Below are 15,711 nucleotides of genomic sequence, written 5' to 3' on the forward strand. Positions count from 1 at the left end.
AAACCCAAGCAGAACCACCATGCCAGGGGAGACCGCATGACCGAAAGCACCGTACCACCTGTCATTGCACCAGAGCAATGGCAAGCTTTGCAGCAGCAATACATGGCCCAAGCCATGGAGCTGTTGCGCCACCCTTTGCCAGCCAGCAGTTGGGGCGACAAGCGCTTTGCCGCCCCCGCATGGGATGAAAACCCGCTGGCCCGCTGGGCAGTGAGCCTGTACCAGCTCAATGCCAAAACCCTGCAGTCCATGGTGGACGCCATGCAGGTGGACGACAAAACCAAAAACCGCATGCGTTTTGCGGCCGAGCAATGGGCGGCAGCTGCCTCGCCCAGTAACTTTTTGCCATTCAACGCGGAAGCCATGCAAAAAGCCTTGCAAACCCAAGGTCAGAGCCTGACCCAAGGCTTGCAAAATTTGCTGCACGATGTGCAGCAGGGCCATGTTTCCATGACCGATGAGAGCCAATTTGAAGTGGGGCGCAATGTGGCCACCACGGAAGGCTCGGTGGTATTTCAAAACGATTACTTCCAACTCGTTGAGTACCAGCCCCTCACGCCCACCGTGCATGAGCGGCCTTTGCTCATGGTGCCGCCGTGCATCAACAAGTACTACATCTTGGACTTGCAGCCCGCCAACTCGCTGGTGCGTTATGCCTTGGAGCAGGGACACCGCACCTTTATGCTCAGTTGGCGCAATCCCGATGCATCCTTGGCCCATGCCACGTGGGATGACTACATTGAGCAGGCGGTTATTCGGGCGATTGCGGCAGTACAAGACATCAGTGGTGCCGAGCAAATCAATACCTTGGGCTTTTGCGTGGGCGGCACCATGCTGACCACGGCGCTGGCCGTGCTGGCGGCGCGCGATCAGCATCCCGTGGCCAGTTTGACGCTGCTCACCACCTTTTTGGATTTCACCAATACGGGCGTGCTGGATGTCTTCATTGACGAAACCATGGTGCGCTTCCGCGAAAACGAGATGGGGCAGGGCGGCTTGCTGAAGGGCCAAGACTTGGCCAGTACCTTCAGTTTCTTGCGCCCCAATGAGTTGGTGTGGAACTACGTGGTGGGCAACTACCTCAAGGGCGAAACGCCGCCTCCGTTTGATTTGCTGTACTGGAACTCCGATAGCACCAATCTGCCCGGCCCTTTTTACGCTTGGTATTTGCGCCATACCTACTTGGAGAACAACCTCATCAAGCCCGGGCACCTGACAGTGTGCGGGGAGGCGCTGGATCTGCGTTTGGTCAAGGTGCCTGTGTACCTCTATGGCTCGCGCGAGGATCACATCGTGCCCATTGGTGGTGCTTACGCTTCTACACGCGTGCTGCCGGGCCGCAAGCGCTTTGTGCAGGGGGCTTCCGGACACATAGCCGGGGTGATTAACCCGGCCTCCAAAAACAAACGCAGCTACTGGGTTCGTACGGATGGCAAATTGCCCGCCAGCTATGAACAATGGCTGCAAGGTGCGCAAGAGCACGCGGGCAGCTGGTGGCCTGACTGGGCCCACTGGTTGCATGCACAGGGGGGCAAAGCGGTGCCTGCACCGCGCAAGCCGGGTAAGGGTACGCGCTACAAGGTGCTGGAAACTGCACCGGGTAGTTACGTCAAAACACGCAGCTAAAGACTGTGTTCAGAGCAATCGAAAAGTAATCAATACAACACCGCAGCAACTGGAGAAATAAGCATGCAAGACATCGTGATCGTGGCCGCAGCCCGTACCGCCGTGGGCAAGTTTGGTGGCTCTTTGGCCAAAGTCAGCGCGCCCGAATTGGGGGCAACAGTGGTCAAGGCTCTGCTGGAGCGCACAGGCGTTAGTGCCACTCTGGTGGGCGAGGTCATCATGGGCCAAGTGCTGGCTGCAGGGGCAGGGCAAAACCCAGCACGCCAAACCGCGATCAAGAGTGGTTTGCCAGTCGAGACGCCTGCACTGACCATCAACGCCGTCTGTGGTTCTGGTCTCAAGTCCGTCATGCTGGCTGCGCAGGCGGTGGCGTGTGGGGACAGCGATATCGTGATTGCCGGGGGGCAAGAAAACATGAGCGCTTCCCCCCACATCTTGCTGGGCAGCCGTGATGGTCAACGCATGGGCGACTGGAAGATGCAAGACAGCATGATCATTGATGGCTTGTGGGACGTCTACAACCAATACCACATGGGCATTACGGCTGAAAACGTGGCCAAAGCCCACAACGTAAGCCGTGAAGCCCAAGATGCATTGGCCCTGGCCAGCCAGCAAAAAGCCGCTGCGGCCCAAGATGCCGGCAAGTTCTCCGACGAAATTGTGCCCGTGGTCATTCCCCAGAAAAAAGGTGACCCCGTGGTGTTTGCCGCGGACGAATACCTCAACCGCAAGACCAATGCCGAAGCGTTGACTGGTCTGCGCCCCGCTTTTGATAAAGCGGGCTCCGTCACGGCTGGCAATGCGTCGGGTATCAACGATGGTGCTGCTGCCGTGATGGTCATGTCAGCAGCCAAAGCCGCCGAGCTGGGCTTGAAGCCTTTGGCCCGCATTGCCAGTTATGCGACGACTGGTTTGGATCCTGCCCTAATGGGCTTGGGGCCTGTATCGGCAAGCCAAAAAGCCTTGGCCAAAGCCGGCTGGTCGGTGGGCGATGTCGATTTGTTTGAACTCAACGAAGCCTTTGCCGCCCAAGCCTGTGCGGTGAACCAGTTGCTGGGCGTGGATGCCAGCAAAGTCAACGTCAATGGCGGCGCTATCGCCATTGGCCACCCGATTGGCGCCTCTGGTTGCCGCATCTTGGTGACCTTGTTGCACGAATTGCAGCGCCGCAATGCCCGCAAAGGCTTGGCCGCTTTGTGCATAGGGGGAGGCATGGGTGTTGCTTTGGCAGTAGAGCGCGTATAAGCCCTGTTGGGCTGTTTCACAGATCCAGTTTGATTGAAAAGGAGACTTCACAATGAGTCAGAAAGTAGCGTACGTCACCGGTGGTATGGGCGGCATTGGGACGGCTATTTGCCAGCGTTTGTACAAAGATGGCTTCAAAGTCATTGCCGGTTGTGGTCCAACACGCGACTACCAAAAGTGGTTGGACGAGCAAAAGGCCTTGGGCTATGTGTTCTACGCATCCGTAGGCAATGTGGCCGAGTGGGACTCCACCGTGGCAGCTTTTTCCAAAGCCAAGGCCGAGTACGGCAGCATTGATGTGCTGGTCAACAACGCCGGTATCACCCGCGATCGCATGTTCTTGAAAATGACACGCGAAGATTGGGATGCGGTGATGAGCACCAATTTGGATTCCATGTTCAACGTCACCAAGCAAGTGGTGCCAGACATGGTAGAAAAAGGCTGGGGGCGCATCATCAACATTTCCAGTGTCAACGGTGAAAAAGGGCAAGCGGGCCAAACCAACTATTCCGCCGCCAAAGCTGGTATGCATGGTTTTTCCATGGCGCTGGCGCAAGAGCTGGCCACCAAAGGGGTGACGGTCAATACGGTCAGTCCCGGTTATATCGGCACCGATATGGTCAAAGCCATTCGTCCTGATGTATTGGAAAAAATTGTTTCTACCGTTCCCGTTAAACGTTTGGGTGAGCCTCACGAGATCGCATCCATCATTGCATGGCTGGCCTCGGATGAAGGTGGTTATGCCACTGGCGCGGACTTTTCCGTTAACGGTGGCCTACACATGGGCTAAAGAATTTAAGCAAAAAATAAGTGGCATCCTCAGGCCTGTTAAACTCTGTGACTTCGTTGGATAGCAATGTTTGATCGTTGACTAAGTAAGTGATAGGCAAAAGGAATGACTGGCACTGAGGAAATTCTTTGGGTACAAGCGCGTAAGCTGCGCCCGGGGATTTATATCGAGTTGGACTTGGGGTGGCTTGCGCACCCCTTTTTGTCCAGCCGCTTCCGCATTGCTAGCCAAAAGCAAATCGATACCATCATCGGTTTGAAGCAAGAGCATGTGCGCTGTCTTCGCTCACTCAGCGATGCACAAGCTTGGCAGTCGATGCTGGACAGCCTGTCACCAGTGGTGGCAGGCAATAGCCCCGTAGTCACCGAAGAGAAGCCTTCCCAAGAGGGGGGTATCGCAAGCCCCCCTGCCATTGATGAAAAACTGCGTGCGCTTGTAGCGCAAAACACAAGCCTCCAATATTGCCAGCAGCGTTTTGATGAAACGGCCAAAGCCTATACACAGGTTTTTGCTTCGGTTTTGCACGCTCCAGATGTGGCAAGTGGTATTTGCCGCCAAACGATAGACACACTAACCGAAGAGTTGAACCAAACAGGGGATTTCTCCATCCGCCTGCTGCGCGAGATGCCGTCTGAGCGAGCGGCCATGCACCCGGTCAATGTGACGGTGTTGGCCATGCTGCTGGGGCGCTCTTTGGGGCTTAAAGGTGCGGCATTGGTGAGTTTGGGGATGGCGGCGTTTTTGCACGACATCGGCAAAGCCCAAATAGCTGATCGTCTGCACAATTTTGATGATGGTTTTTCTTCCGCTGAATACCGCGCTTACCAAAGCCATGTGGAGTTGGGTGTGTCCATGGCTGAGCGCATGGGGTTGGGAGAGGCTGTTGCGCAAGGCATAGCGCAACACCATGAAATGATCGACGGAAGTGGATTCCCCCGCCATTTACAGCAGGGCGAGTTGACTTTGCAAGGGCGTATTCTGGCGCTGGTCAATCGCTATGACCGCTTGTGCAATCCCGGAAAATCTGGCGTTCAGGGCTTGACCCCCCATGAAGCCTTGTCCACTATCTTTGCGCAGTTCAAGCACCGTTTTGACCCCATGGTTCTGAGCTCATTCATTCGCATGATGGGTGTTTATCCACCAGGATCGGTGGTGCAGTTGATCGATGATCGTTTTGCCTTGGTGCATGCGGTCAATTCAAGCCGTCCACTCAAGCCACGCGTGGTGGTACACGATCCCCACACGCCTGCTGAAGAGGCTTTGATTGTGGATTTGGAAGTCATGCCCCACTTGGGCATTCGTCGCAGCGTCAAGCCTGCAGCATTACCAGCCCATGCGCAAGCTTATTTGGCGCCGCAAGCCAAAACCTCGTATTTCTTCGAATCGCACACCCGCACTGCTGCCGTAGCTTGAAGCAGCAATACTGCTCAGTACGGACTAATGGGGTGGGGAAAGGTGTCTGCGAGAACTGCCGGGCCGCATCCTGAACCGGGGGTTCAGGTGGGCAAGGTCAGCACCAGCATTGGGTTCATCTGACGCGAGACGATCACGCTAGCTAGGCAATGTTCCAAGCCCGAGCTCAATGAGCATTGGTTCAAGGAAATATAAAGCCCGGCAGATCGCAGACAGGCTCTATTGTAGGCCTGTTGGGCTTACAAAAGTTGTCCATCAACACCTAATGCTTGATCCATGCGTGCAATCAATTGCGTCAAAACGGTCGCCTCGCTGGCCGTAGGTTGGGCCAGTGTTTGGGCGTGCTCGCTGGCGTTTGCCTCTGCGGTGGGGGTGTTTGTGTCGCTGGCGGCAGGTTTTTGCTGGTTCTCGAACGCCAAGTTGAGCGCCGCTAGTACGGCGATGCGTTCGCGGGCGCGGATTTTTCCTGCATCGCGGATTTTGCACATGGCTTCATCGACGCGCTGCACGGCTTGGCGTAGCTGAACCTCTTCGCCTTCGGGGCAGCCGAGCAAATAACTTTGCCCCATGATTTGGGCTTCGACTTGTTTCATGGTGTGTTCTCGGGGGCGGATGCTTCGGGAATGCGTTCCAGCAAAGCCTCAACGCGCGAGCGCGCTGCTTGCAAACGCGTGCGCAGCGCATCGCGCTCGGCTGTCATGCTGGCCAATTGTTCTTGCAACAGGGCGTTGGTGCGCTGCAGCTCGGCATGGCGCAGCAACAAACGATCGACCCGCTCAGCGAACTGCTCAAAAAGGGATGGCTTGGACATAGAACGGCCAATTGTAGGGGAGGGGGGCGCTAGAATTGCGCGGTTGGTGCTCGCAAAAATGCTCTGTTTTTGCAGTTCAACGGGAAGCAGGGGAGCCACGCCCACAGGCACGGCTTAACCTGCGCTGCCCCCGCAACGGTAAGTGGACAGCATCGGCAACGATTGCAGTCATGTTCAGCAGCCACTGGTGCTTTGGTGCACTGGGAAGGCGAACACGACAGTGCCACCAGCCCGGATACCGGCCAACACAGCGGCGGTGGCTTGCCACCGCCATGTACCCAGTTCTGGCGGGGAGGCCAGCAGCGGGAACAGTGATTACACAAACAACATGCTATTGCGACATTACACGCGTTGGAGCGTGCTGGGCCTCGTCGGATGGGTCTGCGTCAGCGCGACCGCACAAGAAAACCCGCAACTTAAAACCATGGTCGTCACTGCTACGCGCGACGCCACGGCGCTGGAGGAGCTCACCAGCGACAACACCCTCATCAGCCGCGAGGACATTGAGGCCAGTGGGGGACGCACCCTGACTGAAGTACTGAGCCGCCAAGCGGGCATCATGATGAGCAGCAATGGTGGTTTGGGCAAAAGCAGCAATATGTACATCCGTGGCACGGATTCACGCCACGTGCTGCTGCTCATCGATGGTGTGCGATATGGCTCTGCTACGACAGGTCAACCCAATTGGGACACCATCCCACTGGAGATGGTGGATCACATCGAAGTGCTCAAAGGCCCGGCATCGGCCCTGTACGGCAGCGATGCTGTGGGCGGTGTGGTGCACATTTTCACCCGCAAGGCAGAGAAGGGCTTCACGCCTTACGGCAGCGTCACGGTGGGCTCTTACGGTCACAGCGAATGGGCGGCAGGCTTGCGCGGGGGGGACGAGACGTGGAGCTATGCCCTAGGTGCCCAAACCCAAACGGAAACAGGTTTTTCTGCCACCAACCGCCGCGTAGGCAGCAGCTACAACCCTGATGACGATGGTTTTGACCAAAACAGCCTCAATGCCAGCCTAGGCTACCGCTTGAGCCGCCATGTGCAACTCAAGGCCAGCGTGCTGCAAAGCCGTGGCAGCACCGAATACGACAATCGCGCCACCAGCGACGATGACCGAATTGACTTCGATACCCGTGTCCAGCAGATCGGCGTGGATGTGCAGGTCACCGAGCGCTGGAAAACCGAAGTCCAACTGGCTTCTAGCAGCGACAAGTCCACCACCATCAACAGCTCCACTACCTACTTCAACACCGCCAAAGAGCAGTTGCAGTGGCTCAATCACGTGCAAACCGCCTGGGGGGTAGCCGAGGCAGGGGCTGAAACCAGTCGCGAGATGGTTGATAGCACGACCAACTATGCGGTGACAGATCGCACCATTGCCTCGGCTTTTGTCGGCTTGCACGGCAGTGCACAGGCCCATAGCTGGCAGGTCAATGCGCGGCAAGACCGCAACTCCCAGTTCGGCACGGCCAACACGCAAGTGGCGGGCTATGGCTATCGCTTTAACAGTGAATGGCGCAGCCATGTGTCCTATGGCACATCGTTCAAGGCACCGACCTTCAACCAACTCTACTTCCCCGGTTTTGGTAATGCCGCTCTGGTGCCCGAAAAAGGCACCAACCAAGAAGCAGCGCTTACTTATGACTGGGGCCGCAGCAGCTTGACGTGGACTTACTACTACAACCGCATTAGCGACTACATTGGCAGCAATGCATCGTTTGTCTCTATCAACACCCCTGCCGCCCGCATGGAAGGCAATACGGTGGCTTTGGATGGCGAAAGCGATGACTGGGCATGGCACGCAGCGGTGGACTTTGTGGATGCCCGCAACGAACAGAACGGCTTGTATTTGGCCCGCCGCCCCACCAGCCAACTCACGGCCAATGTGTCGCGCAAACTGGGTTTGTGGCGCATGGGGGCCAGCGTGCTAGCGGCCAATGAAAGCTATGACGATGCGGCCAACACCAAAACCTTGGGCGGCTACGGCGTGGTGGACTTGTTTGCCAGCTACCGCGTGCGCAAAGATTGGTCTCTCGAAGGCCGTTTGAACAACGTGGGCGACAAGTTCTACCAAACTGCCTTGGGCTATAACCAGCCCGGCCGCAGCCTATACCTCACACTGCGCTATTTGCCCTGATCCCCAGAAACACCATGCAATCGTCTGCCCACCGCACGCCCGCTGTTTTGATCGCCGCCCCCGCCTCCGGGCAGGGCAAGACCACCCTCACGGCGGCGCTGGCGCGCTTGCTGACGCGGCGTGGCCACCGCGTGCGCGTGTTCAAGTGCGGGCCGGACTTTCTGGACCCTTACTGGCACCAACTGGCCAGTGGTGCACCGGTGTACCAGCTCGACCTGTGGATGACGGGCGAGCAGGATTGCCGCCAGCGCTTGGCCCAGGCTGCACAGGAGGCCGACGTGGTGCTGGTCGAAGGCGTTATGGGCTTGTTCGATGGCACCCCCAGCGCGGCCGATTTGGCCGTGATGCTGGGCTTGCCCGTGCTGGCCGTGGTGGATGCGGGCAGCATGGCTGGCACCTTTGGCGCGCTGGCCTTTGGCCTGCAGCACTACCGCAGCGGCATGCCGTGGGCCGGTGTGCTGGCCAACCGCGCTGCCAGTGCAGGCCATGCCGACATGCTGCGCACCAGCCTGCGTGACCCGGCGCAGTGGCTGGGTGCCTTGCCCCGCGATGCGGCTTTTGCCTTGCCCGAACGCCACCTGGGCCTGACCGTGGCCACCGAATTGCCCGATGCCCTGCAGCGCCTGGATGCCGCTGCCGACGCCTTGGCCCAGACCGAGCTGGGCCGCATGAGCCTGCAGGACTGGCAGCGCTGGGCGGTGGACTTGGCGCTGCCTGTAACGTCTGCAATGCCTGCTACAGAGCTTGCCGCAGCGCCCCTCCTGCGCGGCCAGCGCATCGCCGTGGCGCGCGACAGCGCACTGTGCTTTATTTACCAAGCCAACCTCGACACCCTGGCGCAACTGGGGGCCGAGGTGGTGTTTTTTTCGCCCCTGCACGACGCCCATTTGCCTGCCTGCGATGCCGTGTGGTTGCCCGGCGGCTACCCCGAATTGCACGCCGCCCAACTGGCCGCCAACACCAGCTTGCGCGACGACATGGCCGTCCACATCGCCGCCCACAAGCCCGTATGGGCCGAGTGCGGCGGCATGATGCTGCTGTTTGAATCCGTGCAGCAAACCGATGGCAGCACCCAGCCGCTATGGGGCTTGCTGCCCGGGCAGGTGGTCATGCAGCAGCGCTTGGCGGGCCTGGGGCCGCAGCAGTTGCAGTGGAGTGTGGGCAGCGGGGAAGGTGGGGGCGATGGAGCGGTCCACACCCTGCGCGGCCACACCTTCCACTACTCGCGCACCGAAACGCCGCTACCACCCACCACCTACACCACGCGCCCCGGCACCAACGCCACCAGCGCGGCCCGTACCGAAGCGCTGTGGCAGCAGGGCAGCGTGCGCGCCAGCTACTTCCACGCGTGGTTTGCGTCCTCCCCCGCGGCCACGGCAGCTTTGTTGGGCGCAGAGGCCATGGAGGCAGCATGACCCCAAGCCGCAGCGAACTCATTCTGGGCGGGCAAAAAAGCGGCAAATCGCGCCGCGCCGAACTGCTGGCGCGCGACTGGCTGGCTGCCAATCCGGCCCATCGCGCCAGCCTGATTGCCACCGCCACCTACCAGCCTACCCAGCCGACAGACCAGCGCGATGACGATGGCATGCACCAGCGCATCCTGCGCCACCAGCGCGACCGTGCCGAGCGTGTGCCCGGCTTGCTGACGCTGGAGGAGCCGCTGCAACTGGCCGACGTGATCGCCCAGTACAGCCAGCCGCACACCCTGTTGGTGGTGGACTGCCTCACGCTGTGGCTGACCAACTGGCTCATGCCCGCACCCTACTTGGTGCCGCGCTTGCAAACCCTGCTGCCCGGTTGGGAGGAAAAAACGGCTGCAGAGCATATGGAGCAATCTGGAGTAGCTATTAAATTGATAGCAAGCATTCAAACCGCTCCCGGCCCTGTGGTGCTGGTGGGCAATGAAATAGGGCTGGGCGTGATCCCGCTGGGGCGCGAAGTGCGCGCCTTTGTCGATGCGCTGGGCAGCCTGAACCAGCAGGTGGCGGCTGCGTGCGAGCGCGTCACCCTCATGGCAGCGGGGCTGCCCCTGACGCTCAAAGGAAGCGCCGCATGAGACGCTGGCCGATCTTGCGTGCTTGGGCTTGGCTCGCGCTGGCTGCTAGTGCCTGCAGTGCGTGGCTACCCGCCCACGCCTACACGGTGCAAGACGACCGCGGCGTGCAGCAGACTTTTGCCGCCGCCCCGCAGCGCATCGTCAGCCTGCTGCCATCGCTCACCGAAACCGTGTGCGAACTGGGTGCGTGCGCCCGCTTGGTGGGGGTGGACCGCTATTCCAACTACCCGGCCAGCGTCACGCGCCTGCCCCAACTGGGTGGCGGGTTGGACCCGAATATCGAAGCCATCATGGCCTTGCAGCCCGACGTGGTGCTGGTGGCCAAATCCTCCCGCGCGGGCGAACGCCTGCAAGCGCTGGGCCTGAAGGTGCTGGCTTTTGAGCCCAAAACGCATGAGGACGTGCAGCGCATCGTGCTGCGCCTGGGCGATTTGCTGCAGGTGCACGATGCCCAGCACATTTGGCGTGCTATCGACGCGGGCGTGTCCGCCGCTGCCCAGTCGCTGCCGCCTGCGGTGCGCCAGTTGCGCGTGTATTTCGAGGTCAACGAAGGCCCGTACGCGGCGGGCGAGGCGTCTTTCATTGGCCAAACGCTGGCGCGGCTGGGCGTGCGCAACATCGTGCCCGCCAGTTTGGGGGCGTTTCCGCGCCTCAACCCCGAGTACGTGGTGCGCGCCGAGCCGGACGTGATTTTGATCGGCCAGCGCAGCGTGGACGGCCTTGCCAGCCGCCCCGGCTGGAGCCAGCTCAAAGCCTTGCGCACAGGGCACGTGTGTGCTTTTGCTGAAAGCGATGCCAACGTGCTGGTGCGCCCCGGCCCGCGCATGGCCGAGGCGGCGCGCATCATGGCCAACTGCTTGGCTGCGCAGGTAAAGCAAACGGCCAAGAAAGGACGCGCACCGTGAACCAGCAGACCGCGGCACATGGCACAGGGCATCCCGCGCACGGTGTGTGGCTGTGGGCGGCACTGTTGCTGGCTGCAGCCGTGGGGCTGACGCTCTTGGGCGTGTGCTTGGGCAGCACGGGCTGGAGTGCGTGGCCTAGCGACGATTTGCAGTGGCGCATCGTGACCGAGATTCGCCTGCCGCGCAGCTTAGGGGCGTGGGCGGCGGGAGCCTTGCTGGCGCTGTCGGGGGCGGTGGCGCAGGGCTTGTTTCGCAATCCGCTGGCCGATCCGTATTTGCTGGGCAGCGCATCGGGTGCGGCACTGGCCGTGGCCTTGGCGCTGGCCGCCTTGGGCAGTGGCATGGGCATGCTGGGGCAAGGCAACAGCGTGGCCATGATGGGCAGCCCGCTGGCAGTGAGCGTGTTTTCCAGCAGCCTGTGGCTGCGGCTGGGCTTGTCGGGGGCGGCGTTTGTCGGCGCTGCCGGGGCCGCACTGCTCACGCTGGCACTGGCCGGCGGGGCTGGTCAAACACTGCGCCTGCTGCTGTGCGGTGTGGTGGTGGGCGTGGTGCTGGGGGCCAGCACGCAGGTGGTGCTGCTGGCCACGCCCGATTCGCTGCAGGCCATGCAGGCGTTTTTGCTGGGCAGCAGTGCCTTCCTAGGCTGGACTTCGGTGCAGCTCTTGCTCGTGGGCTGGGTGCTGGCCTTGCTGGCCGCGCTGCTGCTGGCGCGGGGGCTGGATGCATTGGGTTTGGGCGAAGCCACAGCCCACAGCCTGGGCTTGCCGCTGGCGCGCTTGCGCTGGGCGTTGGTGGCCATCATGGCGGCCTGCACGGCGCTGGCCGTGGCGCAAACGGGGTTGGTGGCTTTTGTCGGCTTGGTAGCGCCGCATTTGGTGCGGCTGCGCTGGCGTGGTACCCACCGGGGGCTGCTTTTGCTCTCTAGCTTGGTGGGCGGTTTGCTGCTGCTGGCCGCTGACTTGGGCGCGCGCAGCCTGCTGGCTCCGCGGGAGCTACCGCTGGGCGTGGTCACCGCCGTGCTGGGTGGTGGCTATTTGCTGTGGCTGCTGCACCGCCGTGGTGTGGGGGCCGGTTGGCACAGCGGGGCAGGGCAGGCATGAGCGCGCAGCAGTCCACCCCCACCCCCACCCCGATAGGTCTGCGCACCCAGCAGCTATCTGCTGCCCATGGCCCGTGTACCGTGCTGCAGGGCATTGATTTGCACGTGCCCGCAGGTCGGTGGACTTGTATCGTCGGCCCCAATGGCGCGGGCAAAAGCACGCTCTTGCAGTGCTTGGCGCACAGCCACCCCTACCAAGGCCAAGTGCTGCTGGGCGAGCAAGACACCGCGCACATGCCCGCCCGCCAGCGCGCCTGCCGCATGGCGTGGCTGGGGCAGGGCCAAACTTCGGCCAATTCCCCTAGCCCCGACCTGCGCGTGTGGGACGCGGTGATGCTGGGTCGCTGGCCGCACCAAGGTTGGTTGTCTGCCCCCACGCAGGCCGACGAGGCTGCGGTGGCGCAGGCACTGGCGCAAACCGGCTGCACTGGCTGGGACAACCGCGTGCTGGGTGCGCTGTCGGGTGGTGAGCGCCAGCGCGTGCTGCTGGCCCGCGCCTTGGCCGTGCAAGCCCCGGTGCTGCTGCTGGACGAACCGCTGAGCCATTTGGACGCCCCGCACCAGGCCGACTGGCTGCAACTGGTGCGCCACCTCAACCACCAAGGCGTGACCGTGGTGAGCGTGCTGCACGAACTGCATTTGGCGCTGCAGGCCGACCATGTGGCCATACTGCGCGCAGGCCGCTTGCAGCACCAAGGCCGCGCCGACGATGCGGCCACCCACAGCGCCCTGCGCGAAGCCTTTGCGCAGCGCATCACCATTCACCGCGTGGACGGTCATTGGGTCGCTTTGCCGACCATGCCCGAGCCACGCCTTAGCGCATTTTCAGGAGAGTCGCATGAACATTGAAACCCCTCCCACCGAGAAACCCTATGACAAAGCCGAGGGCGAACGCCGCGGCCTCATCATCGTCAACACGGGCGATGGCAAGGGCAAAAGCACCGCCGCCTTTGGCCTGGCGCTGCGCGCCCACGGTCGTGGCAAAAAGGTCATGATTTACCAGTTCATGAAAGTGCCCAGTGCCCGCTTTGGCGAGCACCGCGTGTTCGAACAACTGGGCGTGCCCGTGGAGGGCTTGGGCGATGGTTTTAGCTGGAAGAGCCAAGACCTGGAGCACTCGGCCCAACTGGCGCGCGATGGCTGGCAAAAGGCCAAGGCCGCCATCCTGAGCGGCGAGTGGTTCATGGTGACGCTGGACGAGATCACCTACCCGCTCATCTACGGCTGGATGCCGCTGGACGATGTGCTGGAGACCCTGAAAAACCGCCCCAAAGAAGTGACCGTGGTGCTGACGGGCCGCCGCTGCCCGCAAGAAATCATCGACCTGGCCGACACCGTGACCGAGATGGGCATGGTCAAGCACGCCTTCCAAGCGGGCATTCCGGCCCAGCGGGGGATTGAGGATTGAGCCTCATCCTGCCTTTGGGCGCGGTTGCGCTGCTCTTAGCCCTCGCTTGGGACCGCTGGCTGGGCGAGCCGCCGGTGCGTTGGCACCCGGTGGTGTGGATGGGCCACTACCTGCAGCGCGCAGGCCACTGGCTGCATGGGCGCTGTGCAGAGGGGCAAAATTTCAAGGCTTTTTGGCTTGGAAGCCTTATGTGGTGCGCTGGTGCAGCTATGGTTTTGATAGCAAGTCTGCTGCTGCAGGGGCTCTGCCTGTGGCTGGCGGCCCAAGGCGTGTGGGGCTTTGTGCTGGGCGCGGCCATCATGGGCGTGTGCCTCAAGCCGCTGCTGGCCTGGCGCATGCTGGTGGGCGAGGTGCAGGCGGTGGAGTCGCACCTGTCGAGCTCGGCCCATGGTGATTTGCCTGCTGCACGCAGCCGCTTGCGCAGTTTGGTCAGCCGCGACACGGCGCATTTGAGCGCGACCGAGGTGCGCGAGAGCGCCATCGAGTCGTTGGCGGAGAACTTCAACGACTCGGTGCTGGCCGCTGTGTGGTGGTTTGTGCTGCTGGGGCTGACGGGCGCTGCACTGTGGCGCTACGCCAATACGGCCGATGCCATGTGGGGCTACCCCGGCGAACGCCATGGCCGCAACTGGGCGTGGGCTGGCAAATGGGCCGCCCGCACCGACGATGTGCTGGCCTGGCTGCCCGCCCGCTGGACGGCGCTGCTGCTGTGGGTCGTGGCACGGTTTTCTGCCCCTGATGGCGGGCAGCCCTTTGGCTGGGCGCAGTTGGCCGCCCAAGCGCGCCAAACCCCGTCGCCCAACAGCGGCTGGCCCATGGCGGCCATGGCGCTGGCGCTGGGGGTGCGCTTGTCCAAGCCACAGCGCTATGTGCTGAACCCCGAGGGGCAGGGCGCGCAGGCGGTGCACACGGCGCAGGCCATTGCGCTGGTGGGGCGCGTGGGCCGCTGGGGCGTGGCCATGGCCGTGCTGGTCATGGTGCTGTTTGCATCGGTGGTGGCGCTGTGACAGCGGTGGTGACTGCTGCTATGCCACCGCGTATCCACGGCGGGCCCGATGCGCTGGGCGTGCCGCGCTGGGATTTTTCGACCAATGCCAACGCCTGCGGGCCGTGTCCCGAGGCGCTGGCCGCTGTGCAGGGCGCAGATGCTACCCACTACCCCGACCCCCAGTACACCGCCTTACGAGCAGCACTGGCTGCGTGGCACGGGGTGGATGTGCAGCGCGTGGTGCTGGCCGCCAGCGGCAGTGAGTTCATCTTCCGCATCACGGCGGCAGTGGCGCGTTTGTCGGGCGTGTGGGGCGGCGAGTGGGGCAGTGGCGCGCATCCAGCGCGGGTGTGGCACCCCGCCCAAGCCTTTGGCGACTACGCCGCTGCCGCGCAAGCTTGGGGCTTGCCCTGCAGCAGCCATCCTCACGACATGGGGCAGGACATGCCCCCGCACACGTCGCACGATCAGGCCCACGCCAAGTACCCAGGGTCGCACACGCTGTGTTGGGTGTGCGAGCCCTCCAGCCCACTGGGCCAAGCGCACAGCCCGTGGCCCGCTCTCGATGCTGCACACGCCACCACCGTGCTGGACTGCGCCTACGAACCGCTGCGCCTGAGCGGCCAGCCCAGTCTGAACGCCCAGCAGCGCGAACTGGTGTGGCAGCTTTTTTCCCCCAACAAAGCGCTGGGCCTGACGGGCGTGCGCGGCGCGTATGCGATTGCGCCGGCACCGGTGTCCGCACATGCTCCAGCGCTCTCGACCTCTCTTGCGTCTGGTCATGCTGCCCCACTGCTAACTACCGTGCAGGCCATGGCCCCGTCGTGGGTGCTGGGTGCCCATGGCGCGGCCATGCTGCATGCGTGGGTGCAACCCAGCGTGCAAGCGTGGCTGCAACAGACCCTGCCCACGCTGCGGGCGTGGAAACAGCAGCAAATCGACACCCTGCAAGCCCACGGCTGGCAGGTGCTGCCCAGTGACGTGCCGTTTTTCTGCGCCCAACCGCCTGTGGGGCAAGGCCATGGCGAACACACCGGGGAGGTGTGTGCCAAGTTGTGCGCGCAATGGTGTACCACGCTGCGCCAGCACGGCATCAAGCTGCGCGACGCGACCTCGCTAGGCCTGCCCGGCTGGGTGCGGATGGCAGTGCGGGAGCCGCAGGCGGTGGGGGAGTTGGTGCGGCTGATGACAGTATTGAGTGATAGTATTACCGGGTAATACAGGCAAGGAGCG

15 protein-coding genes and 1 riboswitch are annotated in these 15,711 nt (G+C 62.1%); of the genes, 13 read left to right on the top strand and 2 right to left on the bottom strand.

What is annotated here, in order from left to right; translation table 11 throughout:
• The first annotated feature begins 36 nt into the window (after positions 1-36).
• The 4 genes from KIK84_RS02615 to KIK84_RS02630 all read left to right on the top strand — a co-directional run bounded on the left by KIK84_RS02615 (position 37) and on the right by KIK84_RS02630 (position 5,074).
• A complete protein-coding gene (locus KIK84_RS02615) occupies positions 37-1,626 on the top strand; it encodes a PHA/PHB synthase family protein (RefSeq protein WP_214121409.1) in 1,590 nt (529 codons plus the stop codon).
• 63 nt (positions 1,627-1,689) lie between these two features.
• Positions 1,690-2,871, top strand: coding sequence for an acetyl-CoA C-acetyltransferase (locus tag KIK84_RS02620; RefSeq protein ID WP_214121410.1), 1,182 nt, complete (start codon positions 1,690-1,692; stop codon positions 2,869-2,871).
• A gap of 52 nt (positions 2,872-2,923) precedes the next feature.
• Positions 2,924-3,661 carry an acetoacetyl-CoA reductase gene (phbB, locus tag KIK84_RS02625; RefSeq protein ID WP_214121411.1) on the top strand — a complete coding sequence of 246 codons (738 nt, stop codon included), beginning with the start codon at positions 2,924-2,926 and terminating at the stop codon, positions 3,659-3,661.
• A gap of 105 nt (positions 3,662-3,766) precedes the next feature.
• Positions 3,767-5,074 (top strand): cyclic di-GMP phosphodiesterase, encoded by a 1,308-nt coding sequence (locus KIK84_RS02630; RefSeq protein ID WP_214121412.1) that lies wholly within the window; start codon positions 3,767-3,769, stop codon positions 5,072-5,074.
• 239 nt (positions 5,075-5,313) lie between these two features.
• On the opposite strand, the gene KIK84_RS02635 is transcribed toward KIK84_RS02630, so the two are convergent.
• Entirely contained in the window at positions 5,314-5,667 is a 354-nt protein-coding gene (locus tag KIK84_RS02635) for a cell division protein ZapA (protein ID WP_214121413.1), read from the bottom strand.
• Positions 5,664-5,885 carry a DUF904 domain-containing protein gene (locus KIK84_RS02640; protein ID WP_214121414.1) on the bottom strand — a complete coding sequence of 74 codons (222 nt, stop codon included), beginning with the start codon at positions 5,883-5,885 and terminating at the stop codon, positions 5,664-5,666. The genes KIK84_RS02635 and KIK84_RS02640 overlap by 4 nt, the downstream gene beginning before the upstream one ends.
• A gap of 27 nt (positions 5,886-5,912) precedes the next feature.
• A riboswitch (cobalamin riboswitch) is annotated at positions 5,913-6,146 on the top strand.
• Positions 6,147-6,213: 67 nt separating this feature from the next.
• On the opposite strand from KIK84_RS02640, the gene KIK84_RS02645 reads away from it, so the two are divergent.
• From KIK84_RS02645 to KIK84_RS02685, 9 genes are read left to right on the top strand one after another with little or no spacing between them, the layout of a single operon-like run.
• A complete protein-coding gene (locus KIK84_RS02645; protein WP_214121415.1) occupies positions 6,214-8,022 on the top strand; it encodes a TonB-dependent receptor domain-containing protein in 1,809 nt (602 codons plus the stop codon).
• Positions 8,023-8,036: 14 nt separating this feature from the next.
• Positions 8,037-9,437 (top strand): cobyrinic acid a,c-diamide synthase CobB, encoded by a 1,401-nt coding sequence (locus KIK84_RS02650; RefSeq protein ID WP_214121416.1) that lies wholly within the window; start codon positions 8,037-8,039, stop codon positions 9,435-9,437.
• Positions 9,434-10,078 (top strand): bifunctional adenosylcobinamide kinase/adenosylcobinamide-phosphate guanylyltransferase, encoded by a 645-nt coding sequence (locus tag KIK84_RS02655; RefSeq protein ID WP_214121417.1) that lies wholly within the window; start codon positions 9,434-9,436, stop codon positions 10,076-10,078. The genes KIK84_RS02650 and KIK84_RS02655 overlap by 4 nt, the downstream gene beginning before the upstream one ends.
• Complete coding sequence (locus tag KIK84_RS02660; RefSeq protein WP_214121418.1) at positions 10,075-10,983, top strand: ABC transporter substrate-binding protein; 909 nt, start codon at positions 10,075-10,077, stop codon at positions 10,981-10,983. The genes KIK84_RS02655 and KIK84_RS02660 overlap by 4 nt, the downstream gene beginning before the upstream one ends.
• Positions 10,980-12,083 (top strand): iron chelate uptake ABC transporter family permease subunit, encoded by a 1,104-nt coding sequence (locus KIK84_RS02665; protein WP_502757531.1) that lies wholly within the window; start codon positions 10,980-10,982, stop codon positions 12,081-12,083. The genes KIK84_RS02660 and KIK84_RS02665 overlap by 4 nt, the downstream gene beginning before the upstream one ends.
• Complete coding sequence (locus KIK84_RS02670; protein WP_214121419.1) at positions 12,080-12,931, top strand: ABC transporter ATP-binding protein; 852 nt, start codon at positions 12,080-12,082, stop codon at positions 12,929-12,931. Before KIK84_RS02665 ends, KIK84_RS02670 begins: the two co-directional genes overlap by 4 nt.
• Positions 12,921-13,490, top strand: a complete 570-nt coding sequence (gene cobO, locus KIK84_RS02675; protein WP_214121420.1) for a cob(I)yrinic acid a,c-diamide adenosyltransferase — start codon at positions 12,921-12,923, stop codon at positions 13,488-13,490. Before KIK84_RS02670 ends, cobO begins: the two co-directional genes overlap by 11 nt.
• Entirely contained in the window at positions 13,487-14,497 is a 1,011-nt protein-coding gene (cbiB, locus tag KIK84_RS02680) for an adenosylcobinamide-phosphate synthase CbiB (RefSeq protein WP_250207687.1), read from the top strand. Before cobO ends, cbiB begins: the two co-directional genes overlap by 4 nt.
• Positions 14,498-14,517: 20 nt before the next feature.
• The gene (locus KIK84_RS02685) at positions 14,518-15,696 is read left to right on the top strand and encodes an aminotransferase class I/II-fold pyridoxal phosphate-dependent enzyme (RefSeq protein ID WP_214121421.1); all 1,179 of its coding nucleotides are present in this window, start codon (positions 14,518-14,520) and stop codon (positions 15,694-15,696) included.
• Positions 15,697-15,711: the final 15 nt, after the last annotated feature.

The sequence above is a fragment of the Curvibacter sp. CHRR-16 genome (assembly GCF_018474005.1).
In the GTDB taxonomy this organism is placed as follows: domain Bacteria; phylum Pseudomonadota; class Gammaproteobacteria; order Burkholderiales; family Burkholderiaceae_C; genus Allorhodoferax.

What these genes read in the sequence shown, in the direction of transcription:
- KIK84_RS02660 (WP_214121418.1), top strand. Translation starts at nt 10,075, where the DNA reads ATGAGACGCTGGCCGATCTTGCGTGCTTGGGCTTGGCTCGCGCTGGCT.
- KIK84_RS02615 (WP_214121409.1), top strand. Translation starts at nt 37, where the DNA reads ATGACCGAAAGCACCGTACCACCTGTCATTGCACCAGAGCAATGGCAA.
- KIK84_RS02630 (WP_214121412.1), top strand. Translation starts at nt 3,767, where the DNA reads ATGACTGGCACTGAGGAAATTCTTTGGGTACAAGCGCGTAAGCTGCGC.
- KIK84_RS02670 (WP_214121419.1), top strand. Translation starts at nt 12,080, where the DNA reads ATGAGCGCGCAGCAGTCCACCCCCACCCCCACCCCGATAGGTCTGCGC.
- KIK84_RS02640 (WP_214121414.1), bottom strand. Translation starts at nt 5,885, where the DNA reads ATGTCCAAGCCATCCCTTTTTGAGCAGTTCGCTGAGCGGGTCGATCGT.
- KIK84_RS02655 (WP_214121417.1), top strand. Translation starts at nt 9,434, where the DNA reads ATGACCCCAAGCCGCAGCGAACTCATTCTGGGCGGGCAAAAAAGCGGC.
- phbB (WP_214121411.1), top strand. Translation starts at nt 2,924, where the DNA reads ATGAGTCAGAAAGTAGCGTACGTCACCGGTGGTATGGGCGGCATTGGG.
- KIK84_RS02685 (WP_214121421.1), top strand. Translation starts at nt 14,518, where the DNA reads ATGCCACCGCGTATCCACGGCGGGCCCGATGCGCTGGGCGTGCCGCGC.
- KIK84_RS02635 (WP_214121413.1), bottom strand. Translation starts at nt 5,667, where the DNA reads ATGAAACAAGTCGAAGCCCAAATCATGGGGCAAAGTTATTTGCTCGGC.
- KIK84_RS02650 (WP_214121416.1), top strand. Translation starts at nt 8,037, where the DNA reads ATGCAATCGTCTGCCCACCGCACGCCCGCTGTTTTGATCGCCGCCCCC.
- cobO (WP_214121420.1), top strand. Translation starts at nt 12,921, where the DNA reads ATGAACATTGAAACCCCTCCCACCGAGAAACCCTATGACAAAGCCGAG.
- KIK84_RS02645 (WP_214121415.1), top strand. Translation starts at nt 6,214, where the DNA reads ATGCTATTGCGACATTACACGCGTTGGAGCGTGCTGGGCCTCGTCGGA.
- KIK84_RS02620 (WP_214121410.1), top strand. Translation starts at nt 1,690, where the DNA reads ATGCAAGACATCGTGATCGTGGCCGCAGCCCGTACCGCCGTGGGCAAG.